29 protein-coding genes and 1 pseudogene are annotated in these 26759 nt (G+C 67.3%); 14 read left to right on the top strand and 16 right to left on the bottom strand.

Annotation, left to right across the window (positions count from 1 at the left end; genetic code table 11):
- The 6 genes from ACFDTH_RS10150 to ACFDTH_RS10125 all read right to left on the bottom strand — a co-directional run.
- Positions 1-1111 (bottom strand): PHP domain-containing protein (locus tag ACFDTH_RS10150; protein ID WP_375287405.1); only part of this gene is annotated, 1111 nt, incomplete at its 3' end.
- Positions 1112-1261: 150 nt separating this feature from the next.
- On the bottom strand, positions 1262-1735 hold the full coding sequence (locus ACFDTH_RS10145; protein WP_375287404.1) for a glutathione peroxidase: 474 nt from the start codon (positions 1733-1735) through the stop codon (positions 1262-1264).
- Complete coding sequence (locus tag ACFDTH_RS10140; RefSeq protein ID WP_375287403.1) at positions 1719-2342, bottom strand: GNAT family N-acetyltransferase; 624 nt, start codon at positions 2340-2342, stop codon at positions 1719-1721. The genes ACFDTH_RS10145 and ACFDTH_RS10140 overlap by 17 nt, the downstream gene beginning before the upstream one ends.
- Entirely contained in the window at positions 2339-3013 is a 675-nt protein-coding gene (locus tag ACFDTH_RS10135) for an ABC transporter ATP-binding protein (protein WP_375287402.1), read from the bottom strand. Before ACFDTH_RS10135 ends, ACFDTH_RS10140 begins: the two co-directional genes overlap by 4 nt.
- Positions 3006-4232 carry a lipoprotein-releasing ABC transporter permease subunit gene (locus tag ACFDTH_RS10130; RefSeq protein ID WP_375287407.1) on the bottom strand — a complete coding sequence of 409 codons (1227 nt, stop codon included), beginning with the start codon at positions 4230-4232 and terminating at the stop codon, positions 3006-3008. The genes ACFDTH_RS10135 and ACFDTH_RS10130 overlap by 8 nt, the downstream gene beginning before the upstream one ends.
- Positions 4233-4611: 379 nt before the next feature.
- Positions 4612-7119 (bottom strand): TonB-dependent receptor, encoded by a 2508-nt coding sequence (locus ACFDTH_RS10125; RefSeq protein WP_375287401.1) that lies wholly within the window; start codon positions 7117-7119, stop codon positions 4612-4614.
- A 225-nt stretch (positions 7120-7344) separates the two neighbouring features.
- On the opposite strand from ACFDTH_RS10125, the gene ACFDTH_RS10120 reads away from it, so the two are divergent.
- Positions 7345-7812, top strand: a complete 468-nt coding sequence (locus tag ACFDTH_RS10120) for an Hsp20 family protein (RefSeq protein ID WP_375287400.1) — start codon at positions 7345-7347, stop codon at positions 7810-7812.
- A gap of 4 nt (positions 7813-7816) precedes the next feature.
- Here the strand turns inward: ACFDTH_RS10120 and ACFDTH_RS10115 are convergent, their stop codons facing one another.
- Positions 7817-8221 (bottom strand): winged helix-turn-helix transcriptional regulator, encoded by a 405-nt coding sequence (locus tag ACFDTH_RS10115; protein ID WP_375287399.1) that lies wholly within the window; start codon positions 8219-8221, stop codon positions 7817-7819.
- A gap of 72 nt (positions 8222-8293) precedes the next feature.
- Here ACFDTH_RS10115 and ACFDTH_RS10110 point away from each other — a divergent pair, with 72 nt between their 5' ends.
- Positions 8294-8746 (top strand): PaaI family thioesterase, encoded by a 453-nt coding sequence (locus ACFDTH_RS10110; protein ID WP_375287398.1) that lies wholly within the window; start codon positions 8294-8296, stop codon positions 8744-8746.
- On the opposite strand, the gene ACFDTH_RS10105 is transcribed toward ACFDTH_RS10110, so the two are convergent.
- Together ACFDTH_RS10105 and secG are read right to left on the bottom strand one after the other, a co-directional pair.
- Positions 8743-10377, bottom strand: coding sequence for a CTP synthase (locus tag ACFDTH_RS10105; protein WP_375287397.1), 1635 nt, complete (start codon positions 10375-10377; stop codon positions 8743-8745). The genes ACFDTH_RS10110 and ACFDTH_RS10105 overlap by 4 nt on opposite strands.
- An 84-nt stretch (positions 10378-10461) precedes the next feature.
- Positions 10462-10848, bottom strand: a complete 387-nt coding sequence (secG, locus tag ACFDTH_RS10100) for a preprotein translocase subunit SecG (protein WP_375287396.1) — start codon at positions 10846-10848, stop codon at positions 10462-10464.
- Between the two features lie 204 nt (positions 10849-11052).
- Between secG and ACFDTH_RS10095 the strand changes: the two genes are divergently transcribed.
- From ACFDTH_RS10095 to ACFDTH_RS10055, 9 genes are all read left to right on the top strand, one after another.
- Positions 11053-11373, top strand: a complete 321-nt coding sequence (locus ACFDTH_RS10095; protein ID WP_375287406.1) for a MarR family transcriptional regulator — start codon at positions 11053-11055, stop codon at positions 11371-11373.
- Between the two features lie 127 nt (positions 11374-11500).
- Entirely contained in the window at positions 11501-11677 is a 177-nt protein-coding gene (locus tag ACFDTH_RS10090; RefSeq protein ID WP_375287395.1) for a hypothetical protein, read from the top strand.
- Complete coding sequence (gene argC, locus ACFDTH_RS10085; protein ID WP_375287394.1) at positions 11674-12582, top strand: N-acetyl-gamma-glutamyl-phosphate reductase; 909 nt, start codon at positions 11674-11676, stop codon at positions 12580-12582. The genes ACFDTH_RS10090 and argC overlap by 4 nt, the downstream gene beginning before the upstream one ends.
- Before the next feature lie 18 nt (positions 12583-12600).
- A complete protein-coding gene (zwf, locus tag ACFDTH_RS10080) occupies positions 12601-14064 on the top strand; it encodes a glucose-6-phosphate dehydrogenase (protein ID WP_375287393.1) in 1464 nt (487 codons plus the stop codon).
- 128 nt (positions 14065-14192) lie between these two features.
- Positions 14193-14897 (top strand): 6-phosphogluconolactonase, encoded by a 705-nt coding sequence (gene pgl / locus ACFDTH_RS10075; RefSeq protein WP_375287392.1) that lies wholly within the window; start codon positions 14193-14195, stop codon positions 14895-14897.
- 115 nt (positions 14898-15012) lie between these two features.
- On the top strand, positions 15013-16824 hold the full coding sequence (gene edd, locus ACFDTH_RS10070; RefSeq protein WP_375287391.1) for a phosphogluconate dehydratase: 1812 nt from the start codon (positions 15013-15015) through the stop codon (positions 16822-16824).
- Positions 16825-16938: 114 nt separating this feature from the next.
- Positions 16939-17907 carry a glucokinase gene (locus tag ACFDTH_RS10065; RefSeq protein WP_375287390.1) on the top strand — a complete coding sequence of 323 codons (969 nt, stop codon included), beginning with the start codon at positions 16939-16941 and terminating at the stop codon, positions 17905-17907.
- Positions 17904-18512, top strand: a complete 609-nt coding sequence (eda, locus tag ACFDTH_RS10060; protein ID WP_375287389.1) for a bifunctional 4-hydroxy-2-oxoglutarate aldolase/2-dehydro-3-deoxy-phosphogluconate aldolase — start codon at positions 17904-17906, stop codon at positions 18510-18512. Before ACFDTH_RS10065 ends, eda begins: the two co-directional genes overlap by 4 nt.
- A gap of 37 nt (positions 18513-18549) precedes the next feature.
- Positions 18550-19122, top strand: a complete 573-nt coding sequence (locus ACFDTH_RS10055) for a Uma2 family endonuclease (protein ID WP_375287388.1) — start codon at positions 18550-18552, stop codon at positions 19120-19122.
- Positions 19123-19125: 3 nt separating this feature from the next.
- Here the strand turns inward: ACFDTH_RS10055 and mltG are convergent, their stop codons facing one another.
- From mltG to ACFDTH_RS10020, 7 genes are all read right to left on the bottom strand, one after another.
- The gene (gene mltG, locus ACFDTH_RS10050; RefSeq protein ID WP_375287387.1) at positions 19126-20094 is read right to left on the bottom strand and encodes an endolytic transglycosylase MltG; all 969 of its coding nucleotides are present in this window, start codon (positions 20092-20094) and stop codon (positions 19126-19128) included.
- Positions 20095-20125: 31 nt separating this feature from the next.
- Positions 20126-21385 carry a beta-ketoacyl-ACP synthase II gene (fabF, locus tag ACFDTH_RS10045; protein WP_375287386.1) on the bottom strand — a complete coding sequence of 420 codons (1260 nt, stop codon included), beginning with the start codon at positions 21383-21385 and terminating at the stop codon, positions 20126-20128.
- Positions 21386-21538: 153 nt separating this feature from the next.
- Complete coding sequence (locus ACFDTH_RS10040; protein ID WP_375287385.1) at positions 21539-21775, bottom strand: acyl carrier protein; 237 nt, start codon at positions 21773-21775, stop codon at positions 21539-21541.
- Positions 21776-21841: 66 nt separating this feature from the next.
- On the bottom strand, positions 21842-22582 hold the full coding sequence (fabG, locus tag ACFDTH_RS10035; RefSeq protein WP_375287384.1) for a 3-oxoacyl-[acyl-carrier-protein] reductase: 741 nt from the start codon (positions 22580-22582) through the stop codon (positions 21842-21844).
- 3 nt (positions 22583-22585) lie between these two features.
- Positions 22586-23020: a GxxExxY protein gene (locus ACFDTH_RS10030; RefSeq protein WP_375287383.1), complete on the bottom strand. Its 435-nt coding sequence runs from the start codon at positions 23018-23020 to the stop codon at positions 22586-22588.
- Between the two features lie 33 nt (positions 23021-23053).
- Positions 23054-24013, bottom strand: coding sequence for an ACP S-malonyltransferase (gene fabD / locus ACFDTH_RS10025; RefSeq protein ID WP_375287382.1), 960 nt, complete (start codon positions 24011-24013; stop codon positions 23054-23056).
- 50 nt (positions 24014-24063) lie between these two features.
- Positions 24064-25536, bottom strand: coding sequence for a glycosyltransferase family 39 protein (locus tag ACFDTH_RS10020; RefSeq protein WP_375287381.1), 1473 nt, complete (start codon positions 25534-25536; stop codon positions 24064-24066).
- A 228-nt stretch (positions 25537-25764) separates the two neighbouring features.
- Here ACFDTH_RS10020 and ACFDTH_RS10015 point away from each other — a divergent pair, with 228 nt between their 5' ends.
- The 3 genes and pseudogenes from ACFDTH_RS10015 to ACFDTH_RS10005 all read left to right on the top strand — a co-directional run.
- Positions 25765-26163, top strand: a complete 399-nt coding sequence (locus ACFDTH_RS10015) for an RcnB family protein (RefSeq protein ID WP_375287380.1) — start codon at positions 25765-25767, stop codon at positions 26161-26163.
- A gap of 158 nt (positions 26164-26321) precedes the next feature.
- Complete coding sequence (gene rpsF, locus ACFDTH_RS10010) at positions 26322-26690, top strand: 30S ribosomal protein S6 (RefSeq protein ID WP_375287379.1); 369 nt, start codon at positions 26322-26324, stop codon at positions 26688-26690.
- A pseudogene (locus ACFDTH_RS10005) lies at positions 26690-26759 on the top strand (30S ribosomal protein S18); the annotation flags it as partial. The gene rpsF and the pseudogene ACFDTH_RS10005, both read left to right, overlap by 1 nt.

Below are 26759 nucleotides of genomic sequence, written 5' to 3'. Positions count from 1 at the left end.
AGCCGGCGCCCGATCCGCGGCCCGGGCCCACCGGAATGTCCTGATGCTTGGCCCATTGGATGAAGTCCGCGACGATCAGGAAATAGCCCGGGAACCCCATCTGGATGATGACGTCGAGCTCGAAGTCCAGCCGCTGCCGATAGGGTCCGCGCCAGTCGCCCTCGCCCGCTTGGCCGAGCGCCTCGATCCGCTCCAGCCGCGCATCTAGACCCACATGCGCGCGCTGGCGCAGCAGCGCGGCCTCGCCTTCGCGGTCGCCGGCGAGGCTTGGCAGAATCGGCTTACGCTTGGGTGCGGCAACGGCGCAGCGCTGCGCCACGACCAGGGTGTTGGCGATCGCCTCGGGCAGATCCTCGAACAGCGCCTTCATCGCGTCGGCCGGCTTGATCCAGGCATCGGGGCAGGTGCGGGGCCGGTCCTCGCTTTCCACATAGGTCGAATTGGCGATGCAGAGCATCGCGTCATGCGCCTCGCTGAACGCGGCATCGGCGAAGCAGCTGGGGTTTGTGGCGACCAGCGGCAGGCCGCGATCATAGGCGAGGTCGATCAGCGCGCCCTCCGCCTGCTCCTCTATCCGGTCACCGCGCCGGCAGAGCTCCACGTACAGCCGATCCGGGAATACCGCCGCGAGCCGCTCGGCATAATCGGCGGCGCGCGCCGGCTGGTCTTCCGCGAACAGCCGCGCGAGGCCGCCCTCCCCGCCCGCGGTCAGCGCGATCAGCCCCTCGGTACGCCCGGCCAACGCCGCGAAGCTCACATGCGGCGCCAGTTCGATCGGCCGGTCGAGATGCGCGCGGCTCACCAGCCCGCACAGGTTCTCATACCCAGCCTGATCCTGCGCATAGAGCGCCAGCCAGTCGACCTGCGGCGCCACCCCCTCTGGCAGATCCGGTCGCGCCACCCCCAGCATCGCGCCGATCACCGGCTGCACCCCCGCCGCCATCGCCGCGTCCGAGAAGGCCATGGCGGCATAGAGCCCGTTGCGGTCGGTCAGCGCCGCCGCCGGGAAGCCCAGCGCGCGCGCCTGCTTGGCGATCGCCTTGGGCTCGATCGCCCCGTCGAGCATGGTGTAGCAGGAGAAGATGCGGAGCGGGACATAGCCGGAGTGCATCGCCCCAACCTATGCTGACCTGCGCGATTCGACCAGTGGCCTATCGGCTGTGCAGCACCGCCATCAGGTACAGCAGCGCCACCATCACCAGGCAGATCAGCACGAACATCGCCAGCAGGATGCGATAGGTGCCGTTCGGGTCGAAGCGGTTCACAGCAACGCTTCGATGTCCCGGACGAGGTCCTCGGGCTTGGTGGCCGGGGCGTAGCGGCGCACGGTACGGCCCTCGCGATCGACCAGGAACTTGGTGAAGTTCCACTTGATCGCCTTGCTGCCCATCAGCCCCGGCGCGTCGGCCTTGAGCCGCTGAAACAGCGGCTCCGCATCGGCGCCGTTGACGTCGATCTTGGCGAAGACCGGGAAGGTGACGTCGTAGGTCAGTGAACAGAAGTTCGCGATCTCCGCCGCATCGCCCGGCTCCTGCCCTCCGAACTGGTTGCACGGGAAGCCCAGCACCTTGAAGCCGCGATCGGCATAGCGGCGGTGCAGCGCCTCCAGCCCCTCATATTGCGGCGTGAAGCCGCATTTCGAAGCGGTGTTGACGATCAGCAGCACCTTGCCGGCGTAGCGCGCGAGCGGCACCGCGCTGCCGTTCGCCGCCTTCACCTCAAAATCGGTGATCATCACTCTTCTGCTCTCCGTCGTGCCGCGCCAGCAGATACGTCAGGTTCTCCCGCACGCTCGGCCATTCGCGGTCGAGAATGCTGTAGACCACCGTGTCGCGCAATCGCCCGGTGGCGGTCATCTGATGGCCGCGCAGCACGCCGTCTCGGCGCGCGCCGAGCCGCTCGATCGCCGCCTGGCTGCGCCGGTTGAGCACGTCCGTGCGGATCTGGACGCACTGGCAATCGAGCGTGTCGAAGGCATGGCGCAGCAGCAGCAGCTTCGCCTCGGTATTCGCCCCGGTCCGCTGCGCGCGAAGCGCGTAGAAGGTGCCACCGATCTCAAGGCGCCGGTTGCGTTCGTGCATGCGCATGAACCGTGTGGTGCCGATCACCGCGCCAGGCCGGTCGATGATGGTGAAGGCCAGTGCACGGCCGTAGCGCTGTTCGGCGAACACCTCCTCGAACCAGCCGTCAATGTCCTTCAGCTTGGCGACACCGGCGTAGAACAGGTTCCACAACCCGCCTTCGGACGCCGCCGTCACCAGCGCAGGCCCGTCTTCGCGTACGAGCGGACGGAGCGTGACGTGCCGCCCCACCAGGGTCGGCGCCTCACGCCACGGGTTCACGCCAGCACACCCTCATGCAGCCGCACCACCCGGTCCATCTTGCCCGCAATCCGCTCGTTGTGCGTGGCGACCAGCGCCGCCGACCCCTCCTCGCGCACCAGCCGCAGGAACTCGGCGAGCACCACGTCGGCGGTCGCCTCGTCGAGGTTGCCGGTGGGCTCGTCCGCCAGCACCAGCGCCGGGCGATTGGCGAGCGCGCGCGCCACCGCCACCCGCTGCTGCTCGCCGCCCGACAGCTGGCTCGGCCGATGGGTCAGCCGGTGGCCGAGCCCGAGGGCGGTGAGCAAGGTGGTCGCACGCGCCTCCGCCGGCGTCCGCTCGGTGCCGTGGATCAGCTGCGGCAGCACCACATTCTCGGAAGCGTCGAAGTCCGGCAGCAGGTGATGGAACTGATAGACGAAGCCGAGCGCATCGCGCCGCACCGCGGTGCGGCCATGCGCGTCGAGCCGCGCCGCCTCGGTGCCGGCGATGCGGATCGAGCCCTCGAACCCGCCTTCGAGCAGCCCGACCGCTTGAAGCAACGTCGACTTGCCCGAACCCGATGGCCCCAGCAGCGCTACTATCTCGCCCGGCGCGATCGCCAGTTCCACTCCGCGCAGCACATGGATCGTCTGCCCGCCCTGGGTGAAGCTGCGCGCCAGCCCGGCGATCTCCAGCACGGGGCTATTCATAGCGCAGCACCTGCACCGGATCGGTCCCCGCCGCCTTCCACGCCGGATAGATGGTCGCCAGCAGCGTCATCAGCGCGGTGATCACCACGATCGCGACGATCTCGAACGGATCGGGCTTGGAGGGAAGCTCGGTCAGGTAGCGGATCGAGGGATCCCACAGGTTCTGCCCGGTGACCAGCTGGACGAAGTTCACCACCGCCTGGCGATAGAAAAGGAACACGGCACCCAGAACCAGCCCGGCGACGATCCCCAGCGTGCCGATGGTGGTGCCCACCATCATGAACACGCGCATCATCGCGCCGCGGCTGGCACCCATGGTCCGCAGGATGGCGATATCGCGCGTCTTGGCGCGCACCAGCATGATCAGCGAGCTGGCGATGTTGAACGCGGCGACCAGGATGATGATGCACAGCACCACGAACATCGCCACCCGCTCCACCGCTAGTGCGTCGAAGAGCTGCGCGTTCATCCGCCGCCAGTCGTTAATCACCGCGAAGCCGCGCACCTTCTCGGCCAGCGGACGCAAGATCTGCTCGACCCGGTCGGCATTCACCGTCTCCACCTCGATCATGCCGACGCTGTCGTTCATCAGCAGCAATGTCTGCGCATCCTCGATCGGCATAACGACATAGGCCTTGTCGTAATCATACACCCCCACCTCGAAGATCGCGCCGACGGTGTAGTTCACCTGGCGATACATGGTGCCGAACGGCGTCGTCTGGCCCGAGGGGTTGAAGATGGTGATGTCCGACCCGATCGTCGCGCCCAGCGATTCGGCCAGCCGCGCGCCAATCGCCACCTCGTCCGATCCGGGGCGGATGGTGGCGAGCGATCCGGCGACCACCTTCGAGCGGATGGTCGGATTGGTGCGGATGTCGTCCACCCGCATGCCGCGCAGCAGAATGAACTCGGCGCGGCCGTTGTAAGTGGCGAACAGCGGCTGCTCGATCAGCGGGGTCGCCGAGGTGACGCCGGGGGTCGCCTTCGCCTCCGCCAGCACGCGACGCCAGTCGGTGAGCCGGTTGTCGATCCCCTGCACCACGGCATGGCCGTTCAGCCCGACGATCTTGTCGAACAGCTCGGCCCGGAAGCCGTTCATCACGCTCATCACGATCACCAGGGCGGCGACACCTAGCATCACCGCACCCAGGCTGAAGCCGGCGACAAGCACGATGAAGCGTTCGCCCTTGCCCGGAAGCAGGTAGCGCCGTGCGATCATGCGTTCGTATCGGGAGATCACCCGCGTGCTCTAGGAGCGGCGGGAGGCGGTGGCAACGGGCGGTCGCACAACCGCTTTGCGCGCACCGCGGCTCGCTGTGGCGCGATTGTCACAGGATTGGCGCAATCCGTTTAGCTTGCGTTCATCCGGCTGGACCGCACCCGATCGCACGAGTAGCCAGACTGCACTGGCACACAGGCAATGGCCGTGGTTCGGGGAAAGGCTGAAGATCGCGGCGTAATGCCCTGCGATCCGGCCACTCAAGGGGGCTGACGAGCGATCGTCACGCAGGCGCCCGGGTCGGCAACGGCCCGGGCGTTTGCTTTTGCGTTGTTGGCGTGAACCGGGCCAGCGGCATCGCCGCCGGCCGGGAGTTTCATCAGAAGCTTGCCGACACCGTCACCCCATAGGTGCGCGGATCGCCCGGCTGGCCCGCGATCAGGCCGGTGTTGCCCGACTGGATCGTGAGCAGCTCGTAATAGTTGCGATCGAAGGCGTTGCGCAGCCAGCCGAACACGTTCCACTTGTCCCGCGCCTTGTAGCCGAGGCGGAAGTTGTGAACGTCATAGCCGTTGATCGTCATGTAGCGCGATTCGGAGGGGTTGGACGAGAAGTCCGAACGGTAGCTGCCGTCGTAACCCAGGTAGAAATAGCCGTCATACCCGCCAACGTTGGCGGGCAGGTCATATTCGGCGCCGAACGAGAAGGCCCATTTCGAAATGCCGGGCAGTCGCTGGCCCGAGACGTCGCAGAACTGCGGGCTGATGCCCCCGGGCGTGCCCGGTGCCGACGGAGCCTGCCCCGCGGTCGCGGTGGTGCCGCCCGACAGCTCGGGCGGACACGGCGCCTCCTTGAAGCGGACGTACTTCGCGTCGGTAAAGGCCGTGTTGAAATAAGCGTTGAAGCGCTCGCTCGGGCGGAAAGCGGTGTCCACCTCGAAGCCGCGGGTGCGCACCTTTCCTGCATTGGCGAGATAGCCGCGCAGCACGCCGAGCTGGCCGTTCGTCACGGTCGCTTGATAGTCGCTGATCTCGGTCCAGAAGCCCGCGAGGTTGAAGGTCACCCGGCGGTCGAACAGCTGGGTCTTGAGGCCCAGTTCGAAGTTGTTGACCTTCTCGGGATCGACCGTGGCGGCCGCAAGAGCCGGCAGGTTGTCGGGACCGAGCGGCAGGCCCGACAGGTTGATGCCGCCCGATTTGAAACTGCGCGCATAGGTGGCGTAATAATGCACGTTCGGCGCGAAGTCGTAGCTGATCGTGATGTCGCCAGACAGGTTCCAGTTGCTGAATTCGGGCTGGTAGCTCTGCGGCGACAACACGCCGCACTGATCACGCACCACCGAGTTCGCCTGCGCTGCGGTGGAACAGTTGAGCGGCGCCCCGGCACCAGTGGTGACCGCCGAGACATAGTCACCAGACTTCTTGTCATAGTTGACGCGCAGGCCCGGCGCGATTTCCAGCTGGCCGGTGACGTGCCAGGTCAGCTTCCCGAACACCGCCGCGCTGGTGTTCTTGAAGCCGATCTCGTTGGTCGAGGTCAGCCCGTCCAGCACCGCGGGGTTGAGCGCATTGGCGCTTGTCGGATTGAGTAGATAGCGGCTCGCCGCCGGCCCCTGGACCTGCGAGCCCTGTGTGTCGATCGTCTGATGGAAGAAGAACGCGCCGACGACATAATCGACCGCATTCTTTCCGTTCGACGCTAGCCGCAGCTCCTGGCTGAACTGCCGCTGCTGCGACGGGTTGGCCGACACGGTGGTGATCGGCAGGCCGGTGAAGTCGCGGTCGTTTGACGGATCCCAGTTCCAGAACCGCCAGGCGGTGACGGAGGTGAGCGTCGCCGCACCGAAGTCGAGATTGCCGAGCAGCGAGGCGCCGCCCAGTTCCTGCTTCGCCATCAGCGGCGTGTCGAGGTCGGTGCGACGGTCAAACGCATCCAGCGACGGCGGCGCATAGCCGAAAGCGGCGGCGAGCGCAGGATATTGCCGGTTAAGCGGGCGCTGCGTCTGGCCGTAGCGCGCGTAGATCTGCGCGCAGCATTCCGGGTTCTGGCGGTTATAGTCCGCGTAGATGGTGAAATCGAGATTGTCGGCCGCCTGGATCAGCATCTGCCCGCGCAGACCCAGATTGTCCTGGCCGTTGACCCATTTGTCGGTCACCACGTTGCGGATCGTGCCGCGCCGCGTGGTCACCGATGCGGACAGCCGCACGGCGACCTTGTCGTCCACCAGAGGTCCCGAGACCGAGCCCTTGGCCTGGAAGAACTCCAGGTTGCCGCCGCTCACCTCCACGCGTGCCTCGGGCGTGAAGCTGGGTTTGCGCGTGCTGATGTTGATCGCACCCGCAGTTGTGTTCTTGCCATAGAGCGTGCCCTGAGGGCCGCGCAGCACCTCGATCCGCTCGGTATCGGTGAAATCGAAGGTCGCGGAGGCGATCCGCGAGTAATAGACTTGGTCGACATAGATGCCGACGCCCTGCTCGATGCCGTCGTTGGTCAGCCCGAACGGCGCGCCCAGGCCGCGAATGTTGGCGGCGGAGTTGCGCGGATTGCTTGAATAGAACTGCAGCGTCGGCTGGATCTGGGTGAGCCGGCCGACATTGTACACGCCGGTTTCCGCCAGCGTGGTGCCACCGATCACGGACATGGCGATCGGCACGTCCTGAACTGTTTCGGACCTGCGCCGCGCGGTGACCACCACGTCGCCACCCTGTTGAAGCCCCAGCGCCTGCTCGTTCTCATCCGATGTGGGATCGGCAAGCGGGCCGGCCTGCACCGGCGTCGGCTCGGTTGCGGAAGGCGCGACGGGCGGCGTCTGCGGGCCGGTGGTCTGGTCAGGCGACGGCGCGCCGGTCGCCACCTGAGCGAGCAGCAGGGCAAGCGTGATCGACATATTTCCCCCTAGGCACGTTGTTCCCCGGCTACATCCATCTAGTCGATAGGAATTGCAATGTCCGATCATCTCGATGGACATTCATTCCGTCGCGCTCTGGTGCTTGAAACAGCCGGTGCCGGGCCCATCTAACGGCTGTGCGAGGCCGCTGACGGCTCGCACGCGCGGCACTGCGGATTTTCGGGTGCCTATGCCGTTCAACTCGCTTCCTGTGGAGGATTTGATATGCGACTCGACCTGACCCCCTATCGCCGCTCGACCATCGGCTTCGACCGGCTGTTCGACCTGCTGGAAACCAGCGCTCGTTCGTCGGGTGACAACTACCCGCCCTTCAACCTCGAACGCCTGGCCGAGGACCGTTACCGCATCACCATCGCGGTGGCCGGCTTCAGCCGCGACGAGATCGAGATCACCGCACAGCAGAACTTGCTGCTGGTCGCGGGCAAGAAGTCCGAGAGCCAGGACAATAACCAGTTCCTGCACCTCGGTATCGCCAACCGTAGCTTCGAGCGTCGCTTCGAACTGGCCGACTTCGTCTTCGTCGAGGACGCGCGGCTCAACGACGGCCTGCTCGTCGTGGACCTCGTCCGCGAGGTGCCCGAGGCGATGAAGCCCAAGACCATCGCGATCAAGACCGGCGCACCGCTCGCCGCCGTCGAGGGCACACCCTCGGACGAGGCGAAAGCCGCGTAACGGTCTACCGTTCGGCGCCTGTTGCTCCCTTTTCCAGGCGTCGTGGGGCGTCCGGACCGGAAGGTCCGGGCGCCTTTTCTATTTCCTGCGTCGTACCTTGAGGCAGCCAGGCTTCGCCCCAATCGCGGATCGCAGCGAGAACTGGGCGAAGGGCTCGGCCGGCCTCGGTCAGTCGATATCGCGCACGTCGGGCCTCAGGTGGATCTCGGGTGACCACCCCAGCCGCGACGAGCCACTCGAGCCGGGCTGTCAATGTGGCTCGACTGATCGGCAGGCGCTCAAGAAAGCCGTCGAACCGATCGACGCCGAGAAAGAGCTCACGCAACATCAGCACGATCCAGCGATCGCCCAGCAGGCGGGAAGCTCTGCCAACAGGACAGGGAGATTTCGAGGCGACATAGGTCTTCATCCACCCGATCTACGACATTGCACGCTGGACTGCGAGCGTATAGGTCTGCGAAGCAGACTTGGGAGAGAGCCGATGTCGCGTCCGTGGAGCAGCAACGAGGAAGCGGTGAGTTACATGCGCAAGGTCGCAGTGGGCCGATCCGGCTTCAGCCGATGGCTTGATGTTGAACCGATCCGCTGCTTCGAAGGCGAGTCGGAACTCGTCCTTGTCATGCGCGACGATCTCACCCAGCATCATGGCTTCGCCCATGGTGCGATCGTCGGGCTGATGGCGGATAATGCCTGCGCATGGGCGGCAAGCTCGATCGCAGGAGACGTGGTAACCGGAAGCTATACCATCAACTTCCTCGCGCCCGGCCGCGGTGACCGCCTTCGCGCTCGCGGGACAGTGATCAAGGCGGGCAAGCGCCAAGTCATCGTACGTGCAGACGTCTGGGGTGAGAGCAACGATGCCAAGCCGGTCCTCGCCGCCGTCGCCCAAGCCACCATCGTCCCGACGGGACTGTCCTCCGCAGAGCTGCCCTAGACCAGCCGACTCTGCTTCAGCGCCGCGGCGATGAAGCTCTTGAACAGGGGGTGGGGATCGAAGGGCTTGCTCTTCAGCTCCGGGTGGAACTGCACGCCGACGAACCAGGGATGGTCCGGCCGCTCGACGATTTCGGGCAGCATGCCGTCGGGCGACATGCCCGAGAAGACCAACCCCCCCTTCTCCAGCGCGTCGCGGTACGCGGTGTTGACCTCATAGCGGTGGCGATGGCGCTCGCTGATCTCGCCCTCGCCGTAGATCGACGCGACCACCGAATTGCCGTCCAGCTTGGCGGGATAGGCGCCCAGCCGCATGGTGCCGCCGAGATCACCCTCCACAGCTCGGCGCTCGATGCCCTTCTCGGTCATCCATTCGGTGATCAGGCCGACGACCGGCTCGGGCGTCGGCCCGAACTCCGTCGACGAAGCCTCGGCGATGCCGGCCAGGTCGCGCGCGCCCTCGACGCACGCCATCTGCATGCCGAAGCAGATGCCGAAATAGGGCACGTCGCGTGTCCGGGCGAAGCGGACGCTGGCGATCTTGCCCTCCGCCCCGCGCTCGCCGAAGGCGCCGGGCACCAGGATCGCGTGGCACGGCTCCAGCTGCGCGGCGACCTCGGCATGGTCGCCCTCGAACAGCTCGGCGTCGATCCAGCGGATGTTGACCTTCACCCGGTTGGCGATCCCGCCATGGACCAGGGCCTCGTTGAGCGACTTGTACGCGTCCTGAAGGCCGACATATTTGCCGACTACGCCGATCGTCACCTCACCTTCGGGATGCTGCAGCCGGTCGACGATATCCTGCCAGCGGCTGAGATCGGGCGCGGAAGACGGCACGATGCCGAAGGCGCGCAGCACCTCCGAATCGAGCCCTTCGGCATGATATTGCAGCGGCACGGCGTAGATGCTGCTCGCGTCCAGCGCCGGTATGACCGCGCTCTCGGGCACGTTGCAGAACAAAGCGATCTTGGCGCGCTCGCTGGCGGGCAGCGGCTTTTCGGCGCGGCAGACCAGCACGTCGGGCTGCACGCCCAGTGCGGCCAGCTCGCGGACCGAATGCTGGGTCGGCTTGGTCTTCAGCTCGCCCGCCGCGGCGATATAAGGCACCAAAGTGACGTGGACGCTGATCGCGTTGCCGCGCCCCACCTCGTTCTTGAGCTGGCGGATCGACTCGATGAAGGGCAGCGACTCGATATCGCCGACGGTGCCGCCGATCTCGCACAACACGAAGTCTAGGTCGTCGGTCTCCGCCTTGGCGAACGCCTTGATCGCGTCGGTGACGTGCGGGATCACCTGCACGGTAGCGCCCAGATAGTCGCCGCGGCGCTCGCGCGCGATGATCTGCTGATAGATGCGGCCGGAGGTCACATTGTCGCTCTGCCGCGCGGCGACGCCGGTGAAGCGCTCATAGTGGCCGAGGTCGAGGTCGGTCTCCGCGCCGTCGTCGGTGACGTAGACCTCGCCGTGCTGGTACGGGCTCATCGTGCCCGGATCGACGTTGAGATAGGGATCGAACTTGCGGATCCGCACGCGATAGCCGCGCGCCTGGAGCAGCGCCGCAAGGCTCGCTGCCATGAGACCCTTGCCGAGCGACGACACCACGCCGCCGGTTATGAAGATGAACCGCGCCATGGGAGGAAACGCCTAACCTTTAGTGCCGAACGGAGGCAAGCGCGCGGTTGGGCCGCGCGCGACGAAAAGTACGATAATGGGGGATCAGCGTTCGAGCGGGACGCCGCTCTCGGCCGGGGCGGCGGCATTGCCGTCCACCGCCTGCGCCGCGCCGGCGAGCGGCGCCGCACCGCCGGGCGCCGGCGCCTGACCGATCGGCGCCTGCGCCGGCACCGGGCGTGCGGCGGACACGTCAACCGTCTGCGTCTGCCGGGTGGCCGCATAGATGGCGAGCGCGATTGACATGCCGACGAACACCGCAGCCAGGATCGCGGTGGTCCGCGTCAGGAAATCCGCCGCGCCCCGGGCCGACATCAGCCCCGCCGGGCTGCCGCCGGAGGTGAGCCCGCCGCCCTCGGACTTCTGCATGAGGATCACCGCCACGAGCGCGGCGGCGATGAGGCCGTGGATAATGAGCAGGAAAGTGAACATCGGCCTCGTCGGGAACTCAGGAGATACGGGAACGCGCCGGCACATAGGCGTCGACCGTCAAGCCCGCAACTGCATCCGCAATCGTATCGGTACTGAAACCAGCCGCGGCAGCGGGCGTTGAGACGCAGGAGAGCCTGAGCAACGCCACTCGTGTCTGGAAAATCCTTGGCAACCACAATGGCACAGTCGGAACTGAGCACATGGATGACCACTTTGGTCGACTATGTCCGCTCGGGCGAGCCCGACCTTACCAACCGTCAGATGGCGCTGCTGCTGGTCGTGTACCTCATGCCCGGCCCGCACACGGTGCGCGGCCTCGCCCGGATGCTCAACGTTTCGAAGCCGGTGGTGACGCGCGCCTTGAACAGGCTGGGGGCGCTCGGCTATCTCGCCCGCCAGCGCGACGATACCGACAAGCGCAACATCTTCATCGCGCGCACGTCCGAGGGGGCAACATTTCTTGAGGAGTTCGGCAGTTTCATCGGCGACACAGAGCATCCGCGCGCCCAGCACGCCCCGGCCTAGCTTCGCGCTGACCGGACGTTCCGTCGCCCTGGACCCCAAGACGCACGCAATCCGGTCCGACCTGGCGGACGTGCGCCTGGCCGACCGCGTCTTCGCACCGCACTATGTGCGCGCGCTGCCTCGCCGCGTGATCCGGGCGGTCCCGTTGCGCAACGCGCGCGCGGGTGAGGCCGGGGAGATCGAACTCGCGCCGGGCGATGCGTTCGAGCTGCTCGACGTGACGGGCGGCATCGCCTGGGGCATCGCGCCCGCGCACGGCCGCGTCGGCTACGTCGCCGCCGACGCCCTGGGCGAGCCGGCGTGACCAAGGTCTTCATCGACGGTGCCGCCGGCACCACCGGGCTGGAGATCGGCGCGCGGCTGGCCGATCGCGACGACCTGACCTTGGTGATGCTGGACGACGCACGGCGCAAGGATCCTGCCGCGCGCCGCGAGGCGCTCAACGAGGCCGATCTTGTGGTCCTCTGTCTCCCTGACGAGGCGGCGAAGGAAGCGGTGGCTTTGATCGACAATCCGGCGGTGCGGGTGATCGACGCCTCCAGCGCGCACCGCGTTGCGGAGGGCTGGACCTATGGTCTGCCCGAGCTCGGCATCGACGTGGCGACCGCACGGCGCGTCGCCAATCCGGGCTGCTGGCCCAGCGGCTTTCTCGCCCTCGTCCGCCCGCTGGTCGCGGCGGGGCTGGTGCCGGCGGACTGGCCGCTCACCTATTCGGGCGCGTCGGGCTATTCGGGCGGCGGCAAGGCGATGATCGCCGAGTTCGAGAGCGGCGAGGCGCAGACCGGCTTCCGCGCCTATGGCCTTGCCCTCACCCACAAGCACCTGCCCGAGATGCAGGCGCATGCCGGCCTCGCCTTCCCGCCCGTCTTCCTGCCCGCGGTGGCGAACGTCTATCGCGGCATGATCGGCGAGGTCGGGCTGGTGCTGCGTGCCCTGCCTGCACGGCCTTCGCTGGCCGACGTGCGCGACGTACTTGCCGCCGCTTATCCGGCCGGCGGCATTATCCGCGTCTCCGACGAGACCCCCGCCACACTGCGGATCGAGGCCGACGCAGGCACCGACCGGATGACTCTCTACGTCCTCGGCCATGCCGACCAGGCGCGGCTGATCGCCACCTACGACAATCTCGGCAAGGGTGCGGCCGGTGCCGCGGTGCAGAGCCTCAACCTGATGACCGGTGCCGAGCCGACCCGCGGCCTCGTCCTCTGAAAAGCCCGGAGCCAAGCCATGAAGCGCAGTCCCGTCTCCAAGCTCCTCCTGTTCGGCGCCACCGGCGATCTCGCCCAGCGCATGCTGCTGCCGTCGCTCTACGGCCTCCACGCCGACGGGCTGCTGCCCGCCGATCTCGCCATTTTCGGCTCCGCCCGCGCCGATCACGACGACGCGCACTTCCGCACCTTCGTCGGCAAGGCGCTCGACGAGTTCCTCGCGGCGGATCGCAAGGACAAGGCGCAGATCGCCAGCTTCCTGGAGCGGCTGTACTTCCAACCCGCCGACCTGTCCGATCCGGCCAGCTTCAAGCCGCTCGCCGACAAGGTCGGCGACATATCCGGCGGCCTCGCCATCTACCTCTCTACCGCGCCGTCGCTGTTCGAATCGGCGGTGGAGGGGCTGCGCAGCGTCGAGCTGACCGGCGAAACGGTGCGGATCGCGTTGGAAAAGCCGCTCGGCTACGACCTCGCCTCCAGCCGCGAGATCAATGACACGGTGGCGCGGGCGTTTCCGGAGGAGCGGACCTTCCGGATCGATCACTATCTCGGCAAGGAGACGGTGCAGAACATCCTGGCGCTTCGCTTCGGGAACTCCTTCTTCGAGCCGGTGTGGAATGCGCAGGGGATCGACAACATACAGATCACTGTCGCCGAGACGGTGGGGCTGGAGGATCGCGCCGGCTATTACGACGGCGCGGGCGCGCTGCGCGACATGGTGGCGAACCACATTCTCCAGCTTGTCGCGCTGATCGCGATGGAGCCGCCTGCGCGCTACGACATGACCGATGTGCGCGACGAAAAGGCCAAGGTGTTCCGCTCGCTGCGGCTGATCGCGCCCGAATGCGCCACACGCGACACCGTGATCGGCCAGTACAATGGCGGGGCGGTAAAGGGTGAGATCGTCAAGGGCTATGACGAGGAGCTCGGCCGCGATTCGAACACCGAGACGTTCGTGGCGGTAAAGGCGCATGTCGATAACTGGCGCTGGCAGGGCGTGCCCTTTTACCTCCGCACCGGCAAGCGCATGGCGGTCCGCCGCAGCGAGATCGCGATCCAGTTCAAACCAGTGCCGCACTCGATGTTCTCAGGCCGCGGCGGCATCCTCCAGCCCAACACCCTGGTGATCCGCCTACAGCCGGAAGAGTATATCCAGATGCTGGTGATGGCCAAGGAGCCCGGCCTCGACCGTGAGGGCGTGCGCCTGCGCGAGGTGCCGCTGAACCTGTCGATGGACGCGGAGTTCGCCGGCACCCGCCGCCGCATCGCATATGAACGGCTGCTGCTCGACCTGATCGAGGGCGACCAGACCCTGTTCGTCCGCCGCGACGAGGTGGAGGCGCAGTGGACCTGGATCGACGCGATCCGCGCCGGCTGGGCTGCCAACGACATGAAGCCGAAACATTATGCCTCGGGCACCTGGGGCCCCGCCGCCTCGATCGCGCTCACCGAGCGCGACGGGGTGACCTGGCAGGACGACTAAGTGCGTCGAGATCACGGCCGGAGCTAAACCTCCGTTCGCCCTGAGCGAAGTCGAAGGGCACGCGCAACGTTCGACCATGTGCTTCGACTTCGCTCAGCACGAACGGACGCTGGATCAAGGATAAGAGAATGACCGAAATCGAATGGTGGGAATATGACGACGCGGCCGAGATGGCCGAGGCCGTCGCCGGCGACATCCAGTTTGTCATCGAGAGCGCGCTCGACGCACGCGGCGCGGCGGTGATCGCGCTGTCGGGCGGCAAGACGCCGATCCCAATCTACGACAAGCTTTCGAAAGCGAAGCTGGACTGGAAGCGCGTCACCATCGTCCCCGCCGACGAGCGGATCGTGCCGCTGGGCGATCCGCTGAGCAACGTGACGATGATCGGCAAGGCTTTCATCCCCAAGGGCGCGCGCGTGATCCCGGTCGTGCCGCAAGCGACCGACGACTATAAGGCCGCCGGCCGCTCGGCCGACGCGCTGCTCGGCGACCTGCACTGGCCGCTCGATCTGGTGCTGCTCGGCGTCGGCGGTGATGGCCATACCGCTTCGATCTTCCCCGGTCCGGACTATGACGAGGCGTTGAACGGCCCGCGCGAGCGCCGTGCGCTGGGCGTGATGCCCGATCCGCTGCCGCCAGAGGCGCCGGTCGCGCGCGTCACCCTGTCGCGCCAGGCGATCATCTCGGCCAAGGCGGTGATGATCGCTGTGACCGGCGACGCTAAGCGCAAGGTGATCGAGGATGCTATCGGCGAAGGCGCGGGCTCGCCCTATCCGATCGGCCGGGTGCTGGCCGATGCGGAGCTGCCGGTGGATATCCACTGGGCGGCGTAAGGACGCTACGTCACCCCGGACTTGTTCCGGGGTCCACCGTGCCGCAAAGCAACCGGGCGCGGCTCCTGCCGAACCGTGGATGCCGGGACGAGCCCGGCATGACGAGAGAAAGCCGATGAACCCCGTCGTAAGTGCCGTCACCGACCGCATCATCCAGCGTTCGCGGGAGAGCCGCGCGCGCTATCTCGACCTGCTCGATCGCGAGCGCGGGGCGTGGATCGGGCGGCCGATGCTCGGCTGCGCCAACCTCGCCCATGCCTATGCCGGCACGGAGGAGGACCGCGATCATCTCAAGGCCGACCGCGGCATGAACATCGGGCTGGTCACCGCCTACAACGACATGCTCTCGGCGCATGCAGTCTATTACCGCTACCCTGAGCAGATGAAGGTCTGGGCACGCGAGGTGGGCGCCACCGCGCAGGTCGCGGGCGGCGTGCCGGCGATGTGCGATGGCGTCACCCAGGGCTATGCCGGCATGGAGCTCTCGCTGTTCAGCCGCGACACGATCGCGCTCTCCACCGCGGTGGCGCTCAGCCACGGCACGTTCGAGGGCGCCGCGCTGCTGGGCATCTGCGACAAGATTGTCCCCGGCCTGCTGATGGGCGCGCTGCGCTTCGGCCATCTGCCGATGGTGCTGATTCCCGGCGGGCCTATGCCCACCGGAATCCCCAACAAGGCCAAGGCGGCGGTGCGCGAGCGCTACGCGGTCGGCGACTGCTCCCGCGAGGAACTGCTGGATGCGGAGATCGCCGCCTATCACGGCAAGGGGACCTGCACCTTCTACGGCACCGCCAACACCAATCAGATGATGATGGAGGTGATGGGCCTGCACATGCCCGGCGCCGCCTTCGTCAACCCAGGCACCAGGCTGCGTCAGGAGCTGACCCGCGCGGCGGTGCAGCGGGTGGCAAAGCTGGGCTGGCGCGGCGACGACTACCGCCCGATCGGCCGGATCGTCGACGAGCGCGCGGTGGTCAACGCCGCGGTGGGCCTGCTCGCCACCGGCGGCTCGACCAACCACCTGCTCCACCTGCCCGCGATCGCCCGCGCGGCGGGAATCGTGATCGACTGGGAGGATTTCGACCGCCTCTCCGCCGCCACCCCGCTGATCGCGCGCGTCTATCCCAACGGCTCGGCCGACGTGAACGGCTTCGAGGCGGCGGGCGGCATGCCGTTCGTGATCCGCGAACTGATCGGCAGCGGCCACCTTCACCGCGACATCCTGACCGTCGCGGGCTCTTCGCTCGATGCCTATGGCGAGAAGCCGCAGCTCGACGGCGATACGCTGGCGTGGCGCGATCCGGGCGCGAGCAGCGACGAGACGATCCTGCGCCCGGCCTCGGCGCCCTTCTCGCCCGATGGCGGCATGCGCATCCTCCAGGGCAACATCGGCCGCGCCTGCATCAAGGTCTCCGCGGTCGAGCGCGAGCGCTGGGTGATCGAGGCGCCCGCGCGCGTCTTCCACGACCAGCTCGACGTGCTCAAGGCGTTCGAGGCGGGCGAGCTGGAGTGCGACGTCGTCGTCGTGGTCCGCTTCCAGGGCCCGCGCGCGAACGGCATGCCCGAGCTGCACAAGCTCACGCCCCCGCTCGGCGTGCTCCAGAACCGCGGGTTCAAGGTGGCGCTGGTCACCGACGGGCGCATGTCGGGCGCCAGCGGCAAGGTGCCCTGCGCGATCCACGTCTCGCCGGAGGCTCTCGGCGGCGGCGCGATCGGCCTGATCCGCGACGGCGACATGATCCGGGTGGATGCGGTCAACGGCGCGGTGGACGCGCTGGTGCCCGCGGACGTGTGGGCCGCGCGCGAGCAGGCGATGGCGCCGCCGCCGGCCAGTGGCTTCGGCCGCGAATTGTTCGGCCTGTTCCGCGGCGCGGCGGACGAGGCGGAGAAGGGTGCCAGCGCGGTGCTGGCGGGGGCGGGGCTCTAGCTCCGGCCGTCACCCCGGACTTGTTCCGGGGCCCACGGTTCCGTGAGCGATCGCGCCACGGCTTGTGCGGCACGGTGGATGCCGGAACAGGTCCGGCATGACGGAAGGATCGAAATGGAAGTCGTAGCAGTCGACATCGGGGGCACCCACGCTCGCTTCGCCATTGCCGAGGTCGAGGACGGCCGCGTCGTCTCGCTCGGTGAGCCGATCACGCTCAAGGTCGCCGAGCATGCCACCTTCCCGCTCGCCTGGGCCGCCTTCGGTGAGCAGCTCGGCCGTCCAGTCCCGCGCGCCGCCGGTATCGCGGTCGCCTCGCCGGTCAACGACGAGCTGATCAAGTTCACCAACAATCCGTGGATCATCCGCCCGCCGCTGATCAAGGAACGGCTGGGCGTCGACACCTATTCGCTGATCAACGATTTCGGCGCGATCGGCCACGCGGTCGGCCAGCTCGACGGCAGCGCTTATGTCCACCTGTGCGGGCCGGACGTGCCGCTGCCCGATCACGGTTCCACCACCGTCTGCGGGCCGGGCACGGGCCTGGGCGTCGCGCAGGTGTTCCGTGAGCATGGCCGCTACCACGTCATCTCCACCGAGGGCGGCCACACCGACTTCGCCCCGCTCGACAATATCGACGACGCGATCGTCAGGCGGCTCCGCCCCACCTACACCCGCGTCTCCACCGAGCGGGTCTGCGCGGGCCCGGCGCTGGTCAACATCTATGAGACGCTCGCGCAGATGCAGAGCAAGCCGGTCGTCCACCTCGACGACAAGGGCCTGTGGGAGCTGGCGATGAGCGGCACCGACGCGCTCGCCACCGCCGCGCTGGAGCGTTTCTGCCTGACTTTGGGCGCGGTCGCGGGAGACCTGGCGCTGACCCACGGCCCGACCGCGGTGGTGATCGCCGGCGGGTTGGGCCTTCGCCTCAAGGACAAGCTCCTCCAGTCCGGCTTCGCGCAGCGCTTCGTCGCCAAGGGCCGGTTCCAGAGCCTGATGACCACCATTCCGGTCAAGATCATCACTTATCCCCAGCCCGGCCTGTTCGGCGCCGCGGCGGCCTATGCCCAGGAGCATTCGGCATGACCATCGAGACCATCATGCAGACCAGCCCGGTGATCCCGGTGCTGGTGATCGACGACGCCGCCACCGCGCGTCCTTTGGCCGAGGCGCTGGTCGCCGGCGGCCTCAAGGTGCTGGAGGTGACCTTGCGCACCCCGGCGGCGCTGGAGGCGATCGCCGAGATGAAGCAGGTCGAAGGCGCCATCATCGGCGCCGGCACCGTGGTCAGCACCGCGCAATTCGAGGCGGTGCAGCAGGCCGGCGTGGAGTTCATCGTCTCTCCCGGCCTTACCGAGACGCTCGCCCAGCCGATCCTGGGCAGCGGCATCCCCTTCCTGCCCGGCATCGCCAATGCCAGCGACATCATGCGCGGGATGGACCTGGGCCTCACCCACTTCAAGTTCTTCCCCGCCCAGGCGAACGGCGGGCTCAAGGCGCTGAAGGCCCTCGCCGCGCCCTTCTACCAGTGCCGCTTCTGCCCCACGGGCGGCATCACCGAGGCGACCGCGCCCGACTGGCTGGCGTTCGATCCCGTGCTGTGCGTCGGCGGCAGCTGGGTAACCCCTACGGGCGCGACCATGGCGGATGTGAAGGCAAAGGCGCATGCCGCCGCGGGGCTGCGGGGTTAAGCTGGCGGGTGCGGCGCGGCGATGGTAAGGTTAGAGCGTGAACGCGCCCTTCATCCCGCCTGAGATCGCGCAGCGTTACCGCGTAACGGCGAAGGACTATTGGCTGCTCGCCGACGCTGGCGCATTCGTCGACTACGCCAAGACCGAGCTGATCGAGGGGGAGATCTGGGTCGTGAACTCGATCTGGGCGTGGCATGCCGCGACGATGATGTACGTCGGCACTGAGCTGACGATTGCATTGCGCGCCGTCGGTTCAAAGCTGGTCGTTTATGGCTCCGGCAGTGTCGACCTGACCGACGACAGCGTTCCTGAACCGGACGTGTCGGTGGGTGAGAAGCATGAGGTTCGCGGGGTTCCCCTCGCCAAGCTGAAGCTTGCGGTAGAAGTGTCCGACACGTCGCTGGAGCAGGACCTCGGTCGCAAGGTGCGGCTTTACGGCAGCGCCGGTGTGCCGGAGTATTGGGTAGTCGACCGTGAAGGCCGCCGGATCGTCCAGATGTGGTCTCCGCAGGCGGACGGCTATGCCGAGCGGCGCGACATCCCCTTCGGCGAGCGGATCACGTCGGTGATCCTGGGCGTGGAGATCGACACGTCCGGGATCGGCGACTGACCGCTACATCTCCCCGCGCGATCGCCGGATCGCGTACCATTTCTCCACATTCGCATTGTGCTCCGCCAGCGTGTTGGCGAACACATGCCCCCCGGTGCCGTCCGCGACGAAGTAGAGCGCCGGCGAATCCGCAGGGTTGAGCACCGCATCGATGCTGGCGCGCCCCGGATTGGCGATCGGGCCCTTGGGCAGCCCCGCCTCGGCATAGGTGTTGTAGCCGTTCTTGGCGTCCAGTTCGGAGCGCAGGATACGGCGGCCGAGCGGACGTCCCAGCGTAACCGGGTAGATCACGGTCGGATCGGCCTGGAGCGGGATACCCTGCTTCAACCGGTTGTCGTACACCGCGGCGACCATTCGGCGCTCGGAGGGCTTGCCCGTCTCCTTCTCGACGATCGAGGCGAGTGCCACCGCGGCCTCGGGCGTCTTCACTGCGATGCCGGGCTTGCGCTTCTTCCAGGCGGCGGCGACATAGTCCTTCATCGCCTGCTGCATCCGCTTGACCACCGACATGCGGGTGTCCCCGCGCTCATAGGCGTAGCTGTCGGGCAGCACCGAGCCCTCCGCCGGGATGCCGACCGGCCCGATCAGCCCGTCGGCGCGCAGCAGCGCGTCGTGCACCATCACCGAAGGATAGCCCTCCGGCACCACCACGAAGCGCTGGCGCACCTTTCCCGACTGAAGCAGCGCCAGCACGTCGGAGGCGCTGGCGTGCGCGGGCACCTGATACTCGCCCGCGCGGATCGGGGCATTGTTGCCGAACACGCGCGCATAGACACGGAAGCGGGTAGCCGATTCGATCGCCCCCGCCCGCTCCAGCGCCTGCGCCGCCCGCGCCAGGCTGGCACCGCGCGGCACCTGCACCGTCATCGGCGCATTCGCCGGCCCCGCGCCCTTCCAGTCCTGCCCGATCAGCATCAGCGCGAAGATGCCGAGCAGGCCGGCGAGCAGCCCGAGGCAGCCGAGGGGACGCATTCAAAGGCCGCCGCTCTGGATCATGACCGCGTCAGAGCGCCTTCATCACCAGGCTGGCGTTGGTACCGCCGAAGCCGAAGCTGTTGTTGAGCACCGCTTTAACCTGCCGCTCCTTGGCGACGTGTGGCACCAGGTCCACCCCCGCACAATTCTCGCTGGGGTTGTCGAGGTTGAGTGTCGGCGGGACGATGCCGTCGCGCATCGCCAGGATGCAGAAGATGCTCTCCACCGCGCCCGCGCCGCCGAGCAGGTGGCCGATCGCCGACTTGGTGGAGCTCATCGACATGCCGCCGATCGCATCGCCGAACAGGCGGCGGACCGCGTTCAGCTCCAGCTCGTCGCCCAGTGGGGTCGAGGTGCCGTGTGCGTTGACATAGTCGATGTCGGACAGGCTGAGGCCCGACTTGCGCATCGCCATCTCCATCGAGCGATACGCGCCCGAGCCTTCGGGATGCGGCGCAGTGACGTGATAGGCGTCGCCGGACAGGCCATAGCCGATCACCTCGGCATAGACCTTCGCGCCACGCGCCTTCGCGCGTTCATAATCCTCCAGCACGACAACGCCCGCGCCCTCACCCATGACGAAGCCGTCGCGGTCGCGATCATAGGGGCGGCTGGCGCGGGTAGGATCGTCGCGGAATCCGGTGGAGAGCGCGCGCGCCTGGCCGAAGCCGGCGATGCCGATCGGGCAGACGGTGCTTTCCGCGCCGCCCGCAAGCATCACATCGGCATCGTCCATCGCGATCATTCGCGCCGCATCGCCGATCGAATGCGCGCCGGTCGAGCAGGCGGTGACCACGGCGTGGTTGGGACCCATCAGCCCGTATTTGATCGAGACCTGGCCCGAGATCAGGTTGATCAGGCGGCCATGAACGAAGTGCGGGCTGACCCGCTTGGGCCCCTTCTGGTGGAGCACCAGCGATTCGCTCTCGATACCCGGCAAACCGCCGATCCCCGACCCGATCGAGCAGCCGGCGCGAAAGCGCTCTTCCTCGGTCATGTCGGTCAGCCCCGCGTCCTCGATCGCCTGGCCCGCCGCATCGATGCCATAGACGATGAACGGATCGACCTGCCGCTGGACCTTGTGGTCGACGCGCTTTGCAGGATCGAATCCATATTCGTGATCTGCCGGCTTCACCTCGCAGGCGTAGTTGCTCTGGAAATCGGTGGCGTCGAACCGTGTGATCGTGCCGGCACCGGACTTGCCGGCAATCAGGTTCCGCCAGGCGGTCTCGACATCCGCTCCCAGGGGGGTGACGAGGCCAAGCCCCGTGACGACGACGCGACGCATAATGATCCTTCCGGCGCCACCCCGGCAACGGCCGGGGCATTCCTCGTTCCCGCACGTTGCCGGTCAGCGCCGGCACGACGGACAATGTTCCAAACGAAAACGGCTCCCGACCGGTTGCCCGGGGGAGCCGTCAACGATTCCCGAGCGAAAGGCTCAGCCCTTGTGCTCGTCGATATAGTTGATCGCGTCCTTGACGGTCGTGATCTTCTCAGCGGCGTCATCCGGGATCTCGACCCCGAACTCCTCCTCGAACGCCATCACCAGCTCGACGATGTCGAGGCTGTCCGCGCCCAGATCGTCGATGAAGCTGGCGTCCTCGGTCACCTTGTCGGCCTCGACGCCGAGATGCTCGACGACGATCTTCTTCACGCGGTCGGCGGTCTCGCTCATAGTGTCTCTCTCATTGGGATCGGTTGAGTCTGAACGCAGCTAGAACGGCAAAGCCCGCGGCGCAAGTCAGACCATCGCCATGCCGCCGTTCACATGCAGCGTCTGGCCGGTGACATAGCCGGCCTCGCGGCTGGCGAGATACACCACCGCAGCGGCGATGTCTTCCCCTGTGCCGAGGTCGCCGGCGGGGATGCGCCCGGTGAGCGCGGTCTTCTGCGCGTCGGGCAGCACGTCCGTCATGGCCGAGCGGATAAATCCGGGAGCAACGCAGTTCACCGTGATGTTCCGGCTGGCCAGTTCCTGCGCCAGCGCCTTGGACATACCAACCAGCCCCGCCTTGGACGCCGCATAATTCGCCTGCCCCGGATTGCCCGTCTGCCCGACCACCGAGGTGATCGAGATCATACGGCCGAAGCGCTGCTTCATCATCGGCTTTGCGGCGGAGCGGATCAGGCGGAACGCGGCCTCCAGGTTGACGCGGATCACCGTGTCCCACTCCTCGTCCTTCATCCGCATGGCGAGATTGTCGCGGGTGACACCGGCGTTGTTGACCAGGATGTCCAGCCGCCCGCCGAGCGCCTCCACCGCCGCAGGCACCAGCGCGTCGACCGCGGCAGCATCGGAAAGGTTGGCCGGCACGGCAACATGCTCCCCGCCGAGCTCATCGCGAAAGGCGGCAAGCTTCTCCGCATTGGACCCCGAAACCGCCAGCCGCGCGCCCTGCCCGGCCAACGCCTTCGCAATGGCGGAACCGATGCCGCCGGAGGCACCGGTGACGAGCGCGGTCATGCCTGAAAGATCGAACATCGATTATGCTCCAGAGGAAATTTGGTTCAGGGGAGGCGCGGAGGCGCAGAGAGAAGGAGAATGGTTGTTGACGACCCGCCGCACCCCCTCTTTCAAAGTCTCCCCACCGAAGTTGATCAGCAGCCCTACGGGCTGACGCAGCAGGCGAAGATAGGTCAGCAGTTGCTTTGCATGCACCGCGGCAAGACGCTCCACGGACTTGATCTCCACGACGAGCCGGGTGTCGACAATCAGGTCCGCCTTGAACGCGGCCGCGAAGCGGACGCCCTCGAACTCGATGTCCACCACACGTTGACGCTCCACCGAGTAGCCCATCCGGCTGAGCCGTTCCGCCAAGATGGTCTCGTAAACACTTTCGAGCAGACCGGGTCCGAGGTCTCGGTGTAGGCGGAGCGCCACGTCCAGAACGTCGCCACTCACGTGATCGATGGGCCTCATCTTCTCCGCGCCTCCGCGCCTCCTCTGAACCAATCAAAAATTCTTAAGCAAACCCTCCACGTCGTCCATCGTCACGACGCTGGTCGGTGTCGCGTCGGGGACGGTACGCTTCACCATCGTCCCCAGCACCTTGGCGCCCAGTTCCACGAAGCTGGTCACGCCCGCATCCGCCATCGCCAGCACCGACTCGCGCCAGCGGACCACGCCCGTCACCTGCTGGACCAGCGCGAAGCGGATCGCATTGGGATCGGCCAGCGCCGCCGCATCCACGTTGGCGAACACCGGTACCACCGGCGCGGACAGGCGAACGTCGCGCAAGGCGTCCTCCATTGCATCCGCCGCGTCCTGCATCAGCGAACAATGGAACGGGGCGGATACCGGCAACAGCATTGCCTTCTTGGCACCGAGCTCCCGCGCCAGCGCCACCGCGCGCTCCACCGCATCGCGGTGGCCCGAGATCACCACCTGCGAGGGATCATTGTCGTTCGCGACCGAGCAGACCCGCGTCTCGCCGCCCTCGGCGAGGATCTGGTCGACCGCCGTTCCCGCGATCAGGTCCGCGCGCTCGCGATCGGCGCCGAGCAGCGCCGCCATGGCGCCCTCGCCCACCGGCACCGCCGCCTGCATCGCCCGCCCGCGCAGCTTGAGGAGCCGCGCGGTGGTGGCGAGATCGAACGTTCCCGCCGCACAGAGCGCGCTATATTCGCCCAGGCTGTGGCCGGCGACGTAATCTGCCTTGTCGGCGAGCGAGATGCCACCCTCGCGCTCCAGCACGCGCAGCGTGGCAATGGCATTGGCCATGATCGCGGGCTGCGCGTTCTCGGTCAGGGTCAGTTCGTCCGCCGGCCCTTCGCTCATCAGCCGGAACAGCCGCTGGCCGAGCGCGTCGTCGACCTCCTCGAACACCTCGCGCGCATGCGGGCTTGCGTCGGCAAGCGCCTTGCCCATGCCGACCGACTGGCTCCCCTGACCGGGGAAGATGAACGCGCGCATCGCCCTCTCCTTGAAAGGGCACAGGCGTTAGGCGGTTGCGCGATGCCTGGTCAACCTGGGGTGCGGGTCAGCACATAGGTCGGGTTGGGTGCGAACATTCGCCGCGCCACTGGCGCGGGCACCAGTGGCGCCACGCCCAGCCCGCGCAGCACCGAACCCAGCTTGGTGGGCGGGGAGGGATAGCGCGCTAGCACCGCCCCTTCCGCCATCCCCTCGGGGATCACCATCAGCCCGCCCGCGGGAGCGGTGCCCTCCCGCAGGTTGGCGACCCCGGCGAAGCGCATCGGCAGCGCCGCGCGGCGCACCTCCCCTGCGTTGCCCCACACCGGCTCGCCCGGATGAGCACGCGCGGCGGCGACCAGCGCCTCCATCTGCCAGCGCGGGTGCGCGTTGGAGACGCTCAGCAGCAGCAAGGCGGGCGTGACCAGCGCCAGAAGGCCGATCACCCGTACATGCGGCGCGGCCCGCGCCAGCATCGCCGCCGCCAGCACGATTGCCGCCAGCGCCGGCAACATGAAATAGCGCGGATTGAGCACCAGCTTGGTGTAGAGCATCGCCACCGCCACGAAGCTCGCCGCCGCCATCGCCCCAAGCACCGCGTAGCGTCGCCGGCCCTCGGCACCGAGCGCGCCCCATGTCCCCGTCGCCAGCGCCAGCCCCGCCGCCCAGAACAGCAGCGTGAAATCGTCGTTGACCAGCAGCACCAATAGCGGGTCGATCGGCGGCCACAGCAGCAGGTTGCCCTCCAGGTTCTTCGACCGGTCGATATGCTCGTCATGGTGGAAGGCGATGGCGTATCGACGCAGCGGATCGCCAGTGACCCAATACTGGAACAGCGCCTCCGCCCCCACCACCAGTGCGAAGCCGACGCCCGCCGCGATCAGCACCCGGCGCTCGACGGGGCGGCCGAGCAGGAACACCGGCAGCAAGCCCAGCAACGGCAGCGCCGTCGTCTCGCGGCACAGCAGCGCCAGCCCGAAGGCGATGCCCGCCCCTGCGCCGAAGCCGGTGCGCCCGTCCGCCGCGCCGAGCAGGGTGATGCCAGCGAGCAGCAGGCTAGCTTCCAAGAGATCGACGCTCACCGTGGTCGCATTGGCCACCGCGACCGGCAGCGTCGCCGCAAGGATGGCCCCGATCCACCCGGGACGTTCGCCGGCGATCCGCGCCGTCGCCATGCCCGTCGCCCCGACGAACAGCACGTAGAAAAGGATTGCGGTGATCGCGAAGGCACCGAAGCTGGGGCCCGCCAGCGCGATCACGCCGGCGAAGCTCAGCACCAGCGGGAAGCGCGTCTCCCAATGATTGGTCCCCGCGAACGGCGGATCGGTTAGCCAGCGGCTCGCACCCTCATAGTAGAGCGAATCGTCGGACGCGATGAACCCGGTCCAGCCGCAGGCCAGCGCCGCGAGCATCGCCGCCACGACCAGCACCGTCCAGCGCCACCGCTTCGCCGCCGCCATCGCGCCGGGCCGCAGGTGCAGCCGCCGTGCCGCGGCAAAGGAATGGTGGTCGTGGACGCTCATCCGCTCAGTCTAGCTGACGATCCGTTCAGAAACGGTTGCGATCCTGAACGCCCGTTCACGGTTACCTCCCGTTCCTGAACCGGAGTTAAGAAACGGCGGCGTTTGGCGACACTTAGCGACTATTTCGCGCTGATTGCGACAATCGAGGGATACATCCGGGGGCGATATGCTTTCCTGACGCTGGAAACGGCGCCGAAACAAACAGAATCGAGTAGAGGAGTATCGACCATGCTGAACAAGCTCATCCAGGCCGGCATCGCTGCGGCCGTGATGGCCACGCCGATGATCGCCACCTCGGCGGAGGCGCAGCCGGACCGTCGCACCGTCACCGTCCAGCGCGACGGCGACCGCGTGGTGCGCACCGTGAACCGCAAGCCGAACGGCACCGTCGTCCGCAAGACCACCGTCCAGAACCGCGCTCCGGCCTATCGCCGCTGGGCCAAGGGCCAGCGCTTTGACCGTCGCTACGCCCGCAACTATGCGGTGGTCGACTATCGGCGCTATCGCAACCGCCGCCTGTACGCGCCGCCTCGCGGTTATCGCTGGGTCCGCTCGGGCAATGACGCGGTGCTCGTGGGCATCACCACCGGCATCGTCGCTGCCTCGATCGCGGGTGCGCTGCAGTAAGGCTTGCGCGACGACGCGAAATCGCTATGAAGCGCCGCTCGGGCGGGGAGCCAAAACTCCCCGCCCCTGTTGCATTCAAGCGACATTGCATTGGAACGACAGCCGGAGGGGCATGGCACGGGGCCATGCCAGCGATCGGCCAACAGTGAAGGACGGACATGGCTCTGTATGAGCACGTGTTCCTTGCGCGCCAGGATCTGGCGCAGGCGCAAGTGGACGCGCTGGCGGAAGCCGCCACCAAGATCGTCGAGGATCATCAGGGCAAGGTCGTCAAGACCGAGACCTGGGGCCTTCGCAGCCTCGCCTATCGGATCGCCAAGAACCGCAAGGCGCATTACGTGATGCTGGAGATCGACGCTCCGGGCGATACCATCGCCGAGATCGAGCGCCAGGCCGGCATCAACGAAGACATCATCCGCTACATGACCATCAAGGTCGACGAGCTCGAGCAGGGCCCGACCGTGATGATGCGCAAGCAGGAGCGTGATCGCGAGCGCAGCCGTCGCCGCGAGGAGGAGAACGCGTAATGGCCCGTCCCTTCTTCCGCCGCCGCAAGTCGTGCCCGTTCAGCGCCAAGGATGCGCCCCGGATCGACT

This window comes from Sphingomonas sp. (assembly GCF_042096255.1).
Lineage (GTDB): Bacteria > Pseudomonadota > Alphaproteobacteria > Sphingomonadales > Sphingomonadaceae > Sphingomonas.
This window is presented reverse-complemented; position numbering and strand designations above follow the sequence as displayed.

Coding starts and splice junctions, on each gene's coding strand:
- ACFDTH_RS10145 (WP_375287404.1), bottom strand. CDS start 1,735: ATGATCACCGATTTTGAGGTGAAGGCGGCGAACGGCAGCGCGGTGCCG.
- ACFDTH_RS10135 (WP_375287402.1), bottom strand. CDS start 3,013: ATGAATAGCCCCGTGCTGGAGATCGCCGGGCTGGCGCGCAGCTTCACC.
- ACFDTH_RS10130 (WP_375287407.1), bottom strand. CDS start 4,232: ATGATCGCACGGCGCTACCTGCTTCCGGGCAAGGGCGAACGCTTCATC.
- ACFDTH_RS10125 (WP_375287401.1), bottom strand. CDS start 7,119: ATGTCGATCACGCTTGCCCTGCTGCTCGCTCAGGTGGCGACCGGCGCG.
- ACFDTH_RS10120 (WP_375287400.1), top strand. CDS start 7,345: ATGCGACTCGACCTGACCCCCTATCGCCGCTCGACCATCGGCTTCGAC.
- ACFDTH_RS10115 (WP_375287399.1), bottom strand. CDS start 8,221: ATGAAGACCTATGTCGCCTCGAAATCTCCCTGTCCTGTTGGCAGAGCT.
- ACFDTH_RS10110 (WP_375287398.1), top strand. CDS start 8,294: ATGTCGCGTCCGTGGAGCAGCAACGAGGAAGCGGTGAGTTACATGCGC.
- ACFDTH_RS10105 (WP_375287397.1), bottom strand. CDS start 10,377: ATGGCGCGGTTCATCTTCATAACCGGCGGCGTGGTGTCGTCGCTCGGC.
- secG (WP_375287396.1), bottom strand. CDS start 10,848: ATGTTCACTTTCCTGCTCATTATCCACGGCCTCATCGCCGCCGCGCTC.
- ACFDTH_RS10095 (WP_375287406.1), top strand. CDS start 11,053: ATGACCACTTTGGTCGACTATGTCCGCTCGGGCGAGCCCGACCTTACC.
- zwf (WP_375287393.1), top strand. CDS start 12,601: ATGAAGCGCAGTCCCGTCTCCAAGCTCCTCCTGTTCGGCGCCACCGGC.
- pgl (WP_375287392.1), top strand. CDS start 14,193: ATGACCGAAATCGAATGGTGGGAATATGACGACGCGGCCGAGATGGCC.
- edd (WP_375287391.1), top strand. CDS start 15,013: ATGAACCCCGTCGTAAGTGCCGTCACCGACCGCATCATCCAGCGTTCG.
- ACFDTH_RS10065 (WP_375287390.1), top strand. CDS start 16,939: ATGGAAGTCGTAGCAGTCGACATCGGGGGCACCCACGCTCGCTTCGCC.
- eda (WP_375287389.1), top strand. CDS start 17,904: ATGACCATCGAGACCATCATGCAGACCAGCCCGGTGATCCCGGTGCTG.
- mltG (WP_375287387.1), bottom strand. CDS start 20,094: ATGCGTCCCCTCGGCTGCCTCGGGCTGCTCGCCGGCCTGCTCGGCATC.
- fabF (WP_375287386.1), bottom strand. CDS start 21,385: ATGCGTCGCGTCGTCGTCACGGGGCTTGGCCTCGTCACCCCCCTGGGA.
- ACFDTH_RS10040 (WP_375287385.1), bottom strand. CDS start 21,775: ATGAGCGAGACCGCCGACCGCGTGAAGAAGATCGTCGTCGAGCATCTC.
- fabG (WP_375287384.1), bottom strand. CDS start 22,582: ATGTTCGATCTTTCAGGCATGACCGCGCTCGTCACCGGTGCCTCCGGC.
- ACFDTH_RS10030 (WP_375287383.1), bottom strand. CDS start 23,020: ATGAGGCCCATCGATCACGTGAGTGGCGACGTTCTGGACGTGGCGCTC.
- fabD (WP_375287382.1), bottom strand. CDS start 24,013: ATGCGCGCGTTCATCTTCCCCGGTCAGGGGAGCCAGTCGGTCGGCATG.
- ACFDTH_RS10020 (WP_375287381.1), bottom strand. CDS start 25,536: ATGAGCGTCCACGACCACCATTCCTTTGCCGCGGCACGGCGGCTGCAC.
- ACFDTH_RS10015 (WP_375287380.1), top strand. CDS start 25,765: ATGCTGAACAAGCTCATCCAGGCCGGCATCGCTGCGGCCGTGATGGCC.
- rpsF (WP_375287379.1), top strand. CDS start 26,322: ATGGCTCTGTATGAGCACGTGTTCCTTGCGCGCCAGGATCTGGCGCAG.